This is a genomic window from Duganella fentianensis, assembly GCF_964031615.1.
Lineage (GTDB): Bacteria > Pseudomonadota > Gammaproteobacteria > Burkholderiales > Burkholderiaceae_D > Rugamonas > Rugamonas fentianensis_A.
On sequence record NZ_CAXIQN010000016.1, the window covers coordinates 1 to 7,292 of the forward strand.

General features: G+C 60.3%; 5 protein-coding genes. 2 read left to right on the forward strand and 3 right to left on the reverse strand.

All coding sequences use genetic code 11. The annotated features are described in order from the left end of the window. Positions 1 to 109: 109 nt before the first annotated feature. Both ABNT42_RS11730 and ABNT42_RS11735 read right to left on the reverse strand, forming a co-directional pair. A complete protein-coding gene (locus ABNT42_RS11730) occupies positions 110 to 1,840 on the reverse strand; it encodes a hypothetical protein (RefSeq protein ID WP_348697143.1) in 1,731 nt (576 codons plus the stop codon). A 167-nt stretch (positions 1,841 to 2,007) separates the two neighbouring features. Continuing rightward, positions 2,008 to 4,530 carry a TonB-dependent receptor gene (locus ABNT42_RS11735; protein WP_348697144.1) on the reverse strand — a complete coding sequence of 841 codons (2,523 nt, stop codon included), beginning with the start codon at positions 4,528 to 4,530 and terminating at the stop codon, positions 2,008 to 2,010. Between the two features lie 164 nt (positions 4,531 to 4,694). Between ABNT42_RS11735 and ABNT42_RS11740 the strand changes: the two genes are divergently transcribed. Further along, complete coding sequence (locus ABNT42_RS11740; protein ID WP_348697147.1) at positions 4,695 to 6,005, forward strand: histidine kinase; 1,311 nt, start codon at positions 4,695 to 4,697, stop codon at positions 6,003 to 6,005. Continuing rightward, positions 6,002 to 6,625 carry a response regulator transcription factor gene (locus ABNT42_RS11745; protein ID WP_348697149.1) on the forward strand — a complete coding sequence of 208 codons (624 nt, stop codon included), beginning with the start codon at positions 6,002 to 6,004 and terminating at the stop codon, positions 6,623 to 6,625. The genes ABNT42_RS11740 and ABNT42_RS11745 overlap by 4 nt, the downstream gene beginning before the upstream one ends. 17 nt (positions 6,626 to 6,642) lie before the next feature. On the opposite strand, the gene ABNT42_RS11750 is transcribed toward ABNT42_RS11745, so the two are convergent. Continuing rightward, positions 6,643 to 7,101, reverse strand: a complete 459-nt coding sequence (locus ABNT42_RS11750) for a DUF29 domain-containing protein (protein ID WP_348697151.1) — start codon at positions 7,099 to 7,101, stop codon at positions 6,643 to 6,645. Between the last annotated feature and the right edge of the window lie 191 nt (positions 7,102 to 7,292).

Here is a 7,292-nt window from a genome sequence, read left to right on the forward strand (position 1 = left end):
TCCGCTCAATGTCGTGAGCAGAATTGTGTCGTATACGTGGGTCAGATTCGTTTGCAAATTACTGGGGTAAGTGGGTCAGATTTCGCTGCAAATCAACACCTAAGCCCTATCATTTGCTCCACCTCATAGTTTCGGCTATACGGACTAGGCTATAGAGTGTCGAATGCAGGACTTTATTATTGTTGTAGCTGTCCTGATGTTCATATCCTGTCTGGCGGAATATTCCTTTGAATTTTCCGCTACGGAGCTGATGATCGGCGGAATGCGTAGGTACAGTCTGGTCGCCGGAATCTTCTGGTGGCATTAAGTGGGCCGACAGTGCCTTGCAATCACCGATCGTTCTTCGACTCTCGACAGGAACGCTGAGACGTAGCCTGCCTTGCATATTGTCGCGCTCAATCGTGAGCTTACTGATATCGGTGAATTGAGAACTACCCTCCAGTAACCAGACTACACGATGCCATGCGGCCTTAGTCTGGTCTGCGCCATAGTGAGCATAACTTTGATCGTGGAATGTATTTGTTACCGCTTCATGGAATCTTTTTGCTCGTTCTAACATACCTGTTGTTCGGAGAGTACCCGCCTTCTTATGATTTGCTGGGTTAATCCAATCTTTCCTGAGGAGCCCATACCAGACGTCTTTGAGCTTATATATTTCTTCGTATGGATCACCATGCACTGGCAGGCTCAATAGCGTCTGATCATCGCGTGTGACTTGCAGCCAGCCGTTTCCATAGCTTTGGCTGGGCAGTAATTCTAAAGCGCCGGGGGCATTTGCTAAGACTGAAGTAACTTTGTTGCCGTAGTTACCCAGGATTTTGGGCGTAAGCTTAAATAGGCTGTCTTCAAAGCCGCAACGCATACGTTTATAGGTCGCACCGGCGCCTATTGCCGGCATCACGCCATGAACCATGCCTAGTATCTTATCTTTCATGTTGCCCATTGCCGGATGTATTAGTGCGCGGGCCACAAGTCCTCCCATGGAATGTGTGACGATGATGACCTTCTCGCACTGGAACCCCTGTTCTTGATAGCGTTGCATGAGGCTGTTAATCCGCTCCGCCAAGCGGCAGGCAGAAGTACTGCTGGCCTTCAGCCAGTTGTAGCCCATCGCATGAACGGGAAACCAGATGTTTTCTATCGCAGCGCGGAGCGTGCTGCGTTCCAGCGGAGCGAGAAGAGGCTGAGGGTGTGCTTGCCAGACTGTAGGTGATACATCAATGATCTGCTTCCAGTAATCGTTCATGACGCCATATTGGAAGGCTGTGTTCAGTTGTAATTCGCAGGTCTCAAGAAGCGTCCGGTAGCAATCGAAATACACTTCGCCCCACCCGCGTTCACGCGCCTTCTGATCTTTGCTCTTGCATGGCGAGGCGGTAGGCGGGTCATCCATTAACAAAGGGGTTTCTATACTGACGTTCAGGGCGTAGAAGAAATCGACCTTGGCATTGCTGTGGCGCTCGTCGGCGCTTTCATCCGGATCGCCTGTTGGGTTGGTGAGTGGATCATATTCATCGACTTCTGTCTGTTCAGGATCGAGCTGGAGCTGACGCTGTATTGCGTCGGCCCGGCCTATCTTTATCGACTCGATATTGCTATCCGGTCGCCACGCGACATTGTTCGATTTACCAAGTTGCTGCTGGCGTACCGCGCTCATGCGCAAGTTGGAGCCCATGATGCCCGGCAAAAAAATGATGGGCAGCACACGCCTAGGGGGAATATGGAATACCTGCGGCATCCGGTCCTGTACGGGCGTGGTATATCCCTGAGTCTTGTAGCCGCCTAGTTGCTCCGGATAGGTCGGAAGCGGATAGCCCTGCAGTCGAGTAAAGTCTGCCATTGCCGAGTCTCCCGTAAAAATGGGGGACCCCACTATGGCATCGGCTAAAGGGGCTGAGAAGGGAGGGAATGCCGACTAGATCAAACGATGGCGTAATTTTCTTCAGCCAGCCTAGCCGATACGCTCGACACGCTGTCACCTATTACGGCATTCTCCTTTGCTGTCACTCAGCGGCCGTAGGAATAGCGTACGCCCAGCACGATGGTACGCGGGGCGCCCGGACCGTAGAAAGTGGAATGCACCACACTCTGGTTGTCGCCGCTGGCCGAGAACGGGCGGGCGATGAAGTTGCCCGCTGCCGTCAGGCCGGTGGCGTTGAGCTGCGCCGCCGTGACATAGCGCCGGTCGAACAGGTTGCTGACGTGGGCGAACCATTGCCATTGCGCGCTGGCGGCATAGCTGGCCGACAGATCGAACAGGGCGTAGCCGGCCATGCGGCCGGAGCCCAGATAGTGCACGCCGTCCGGCTGATGCTGGCCGTTTTCATTGCCGCGCGCATTGGCACCGGACACGGCGCGCATGCCCGCTTCCAGTGTCCATGCAGCGCTGGCATGCCATTCGGCGCTGGCCTTGAAGTTGTGGCGGGCGATTAGCGGCAACCGGTCACCGCTGCGGATGGTGATGTTGCCGTCGGCGTTCGCGCTGCTGTTGGCGGCGCCGCCCAGCACTTCGCTGGTGCGGAAGGTGGCATCGAGATAGGTGTAGCCGGCCGACCAGTCCAGCTGCGTGCTCTTGCCGCTGAGTGCCAGCTCCATGCCGCGCCGGCGGGTAGTGCCAACGTTGCGGAAGTAGCCATAGCCGGCGCTATCGTCGGCCACGAACTGGATGTCGTCGCGGTTGCTGGCGCTGAACAGGCTGGCGTTCCAGTCGATGCTGCGCGCGAGCGTGCCACGCAAGCCCGCTTCCTGCGTGCGCGTGACCACCTGACGCAGCGGCGGATCGCCAGCCATGGCGTTGGGCAGCTTGCATGGATTGGCAGGATCGGCACAACCGAGTTCGATGGCGGTCGGGGTGCGGCTGCTTTCGCTCAGGCGGGCATAGAAGTGCGCCGCTGGTGTCATATCCCAGCTTAGACCCAGTGCCGGATTGAAGCGGCTGAAGCGGTGATCGCCATCGAGCGAACCGGCACCACCACCGGGCGTGAGGTGGTCGCGGTTATGCACGCTGGTGCGGTTGTAGCGGCCCGATAGCGTCAGATGCAGATTCGGGTAAAGGCTCAGCGTCTGGCTCGCATACAGGCTGGCCGTGCGGGTGCGGCCGGCCAGATCGACGCGGGCGTCAATCGGCGTACCATCGTCATCCAGTTCGCTGCCATCAGCGTAGAAGTCGACCGGCGTGATGCTGCGATCCGGATTCAGATAGCCAAATTGTGCGGACTGGCGGAATTCCGTGTGACTAGTGTCCAGTGCCAAGCCGGCGGTGAACTGCTGTGGCATGCCGGCCCAGTCGCCGGAGACAGTGGCCTGAGCACTGAAGCCGGCGTTGTGCTGCTGGCTGGCGCTGCGGTTGATCAGACCATTGCATTTCTCGGCTGGTTCATCCTTGCGCAGCACGTTGGCCACGCAGCGCCAGTATGGGAAGGGCGTGTTGGCTGCCGTGGCACCTTTGGCGGGGTAGCCAGTGTAGCCGGCGGCGGCCAGCGCGGCCTGTTCGGCGGCATTCGGCTGGTACACGGACTGGTCGAGCGCGTCGTCGTTCATGTCGCCATTCAGCGTGTCGCTGTGCAGGCGGCGGTAGTAGGCGTTGGCAGCGAGCTGCAGTTGCTGGTTCACCCGATGGCTGGCCTGCAGGTTCAGCAGCAGACCGTGGTTATGGGTCTGGTCGGGACGGGTGTAGGCGCTGGCATAGTCGCGCTCCAGCAGACGCACTTCCTGCAGGCCGTTGCCGGTCAGATTGGACGACGATACGGCGCTGCTCAGCGAGATGTCGGTGTGGCGGTCGCCCCAGCCCAGCTTACCGAACCATTGACCGAGCCGCGTCGGCGAAGCATCGCGCCAGCCGTCTTCCTTGTAGCCGTTAGCGGCCGTGAACCAGTGCCAGCCTGCGTTGTTGTGGCCACCGTGTTCGAATGCCAGTTCCTTATGGCCGTAGCGGCCCGCCTGCAGTTGCAGCGTGCTGCCGCTATCGTGCAGGCCATCTTTGCTGCGCAGGGCAAGCGCACCGCCCAGTGCATTCAGGCCGAACAGGGGATCGGAACCGGGCAGCAGATCGAGCGAGGCGATGGCGTTATGGGGGATCAGATCCCAGCTCACGGCATCGGCAAAGGGCTGGTTCATGCGCACCCCGTCCAGATACACGGCCAGCCCTTGCGGCGTACCCAGCAGAGGTGAGGCGGTGTAGCCGCGGAAGCTCAGGTCAGGCTGGAACGGGTTGCCCTGTACTTCGTTGATGCTGACACTGGCCAGCTTGCGGTTCAGTGCATCAGGCAAGGTGGCGGCTGCCGGTGCGGCCAGATCGCGGCTATCCAGATGCTGTACGTGAGCGGCTACCTGATCGCGTGCCAGCGTGGCGCCAGTCAGTGGTGTGGTGCCTATTACTTCCACCGTCTGCATCACGGGAGCGGCGTCGCCTTCGGCTGCCCATGCAGGGAAGTTCAGACAGATGGCACTGATGGCCAATGCGAGGCGTTGCGCTTGCAGTGGACGGTAAGGCGTACTTTGACGGGGGGCGGTTTGCGGCTGGGCTGACATGCTGGAGTCTCCTGAATTTTCTGGCCATGAGGCTGGGGTTTTGGCGGATTATTCCAAGCGTACGGGCTGGCCGGCTAGGGAAAAATTCCCGATCTGATGGACGCCGTGCTTGGCATGGAAGTTGCGAACTCTTCGTGCATAAAATACAAAACGAGGGGGACATCATGGATTTGCGCCGCCGTCTGGTCGGGTCGCTCAGCCTGTTACTTGCCGCACTGCTGGGCGTGACGGCGCTGGTCCAGTTTTATTCGCTACGGGCCGATGTAGCTGCCGAAGTTAAGGCTTCCAGCCATCTGGTCACTGTGCTGCTAACCGCGGGCAGACTGGCGCCCGATAGTGCTCAGGCCTTGCAGCCCTTGCTGGAACAGGCGGGACTGCGCCACCTCAGCATCCGCACGGAAGGGCAGGCGCCCGTGCAGCGCGAAGCGGATACGCTGTCGCGCTGGCTGGGGCTGGAGCGGCTGATACCCGTTCAGCCGGAACAGCAGATCCGCATCGGCCAGCAGATTCTGTACATTGCGCCCTATCCCCGTTCCGAAATCAGCGAACGGCTGGCGGACACTGTGCGACTTTGGAGCACCCTGTTGTTCTTTTCTGGTACAACCTTGCTGGTGGCGTGGTGGAGCGCCGACCGTGCCCTGCGCCCCGTGCGCGAGCTGGAAGCCAGTTTGCACCGGCTGGCGCGTGGCGAGCCCGATCCGGCACTGCCCCGTTTTGCTTTGCGCGAGTTCGGCCGGGTGGCGCGCGCTATCGATTATCTGGCCAAGGCGCTGGAGAGTGCCCGTGCTGCCCAGCAGGCGCTGGCACGCCAGCTGATGACTGTGCAGGAAGACGAAAAGCGCACACTGGCGCGTGAGCTGCACGATGAAATGGGCCAGACCCTGACGGCGCTGAATGTGACTGCGGCCCATCTGGAACGTCACGCCGGCGGCATGGCTGCGGACGAGGTGGCCGAGTGCGCGGCCGAGCTGCGGCGCGATCTGCGTACAGGCAGCGGCCAGCTGCGCGGCATGCTGAAAAATCTGCGCCCGCATGGCCTCAGTGCCCATGGTCTGCAGCAGGCGCTGGTCGATTTGCTGCAGGGCTGGCGCAGCCGTCAGACCAGCATCAGCTTCGAACTGGCGCTGCCACCGGCACTGCCGCCTGTGGACGAGCAGCTGGCGCTGGTGATCTATCGGGTGGTACAGGAAGCGCTGACCAATGTGGTGCGGCATAGCGGCGCCTGTAGCTGCACCGTGCAGTTGCAGGCCAGTGCCAGCATGCTGCTGCTGGACGTGATGGACGATGGCTGCGGCCTGCCGTCCGATCTGCAATGGCAGGGCGGGCTGCTGGGCATGCGCGAACGCATCGGCATGGTGGATGGCCAGTTGCGCGTCTGGCATGCGCCGGCAGGCGGGCTGCATCTGCATGCCCAGATTCCCCTGCTGCGGCAGGCTACGACGAGCACCGCCACGCCTGCGGGAGTGGCAGCATGATCCGCATCGTACTGGTAGATGATCACGCGCTGGTGCGCAGCGGTTACCGGCGCCTGCTGTCGGCCGAAGCCGACTTTGAAGTGGTGGGTGAAGCGGCCACGGTGGCAGAAGCCAATGCACTGCTGGCGCGCTGCACACCGCAGGTGGCCATCGTTGATCTGAATCTGAAGGGCAGCAGTGGACTGGAAGCGATTGCCGGCATGCTGGCGCGCCAGCCGGATCTGCGCGTGCTGGTGTTGTCCATGCATGACGATGCCGGCCATCTGGCACAGGCGCTGAAGGCGGGCGCGCATGGCTATCTGACCAAATGCAGCGAGCCGGAAGAAGTGATTGCGGCGATCCGCACCGTGATGGCGGGGCGACGTGTGCTGTCGCGCGATATGCAGGCGCTGGCGCCGGCCGTCAGCGAAGATGGTGTGCATGGCCTGAAGCCGCGCGAGTTCGAACTGCTGCGCCTACTCGTGCATGGCGAATCGGTGCAGGATATCGCTAGCCTGATGCACCTGAGTCCCAAGACGGTACTCAATTATCTGACGCTGATCCGGCAGAAGCTGAACGCCGACAACGACTTCAAGCTCATGCATCTGGCGGCCCGTTCGGGGCTGGTGGAGTTTGGTTGAGCAGGTGATGCTGCTATTTATGGATCGGTGGGCAATGGCGGCAGATATGCAGGGTCGAGCAACTGCTCGCGGCTGAACGGATTTGTGGCGGGAAAAGTACCAGCTGGTAGACCAGTCTCCTGAACCGCACGAAGGCAAGCCTGACGGTAGCAGGTATCGAGTATCTGATCGAGCCTCGGTGCTAGGCTGGGCGCATCATCGAGTAAGAGTTCGATGCGACGACGTTGTTCGCGTATGGTGGCACGCCAGCTATTGGAAACGCGCTGAGGCTGGTAGGCGAATTTAAGCAGATGCAGGATGAGCAGTTCCAGACGATGGCGCAATTCATGTCTGAGCTGGCTCCCCATGTCTGCGATTTCTTCGCTCAGGTGATGGAGATCGAGTTGATCGAATTGCCGGCTGCGTAGTAGCTCCACCTGACGCTCAGCCCAGATGAGGAAATCTGCTTGGTAGAGATTGTCGGTTTGGTTATCCATGGCGCACCTGTTTCAGACTACTCGCGGATAGAGTAGGCCAATTTACGCCGGATCAAATGGATAGGCAATCGCAGTCCGATTGCGGTGCCTCGCTAGTCCGTGCTGCGCGGATGCAGGCTGGCCCACAGGTGGGCGGCGGCCATCGTGCGGTGCGGGCTGTAGCGCGCCAGTATCTGCTCGGTACGAGCCAT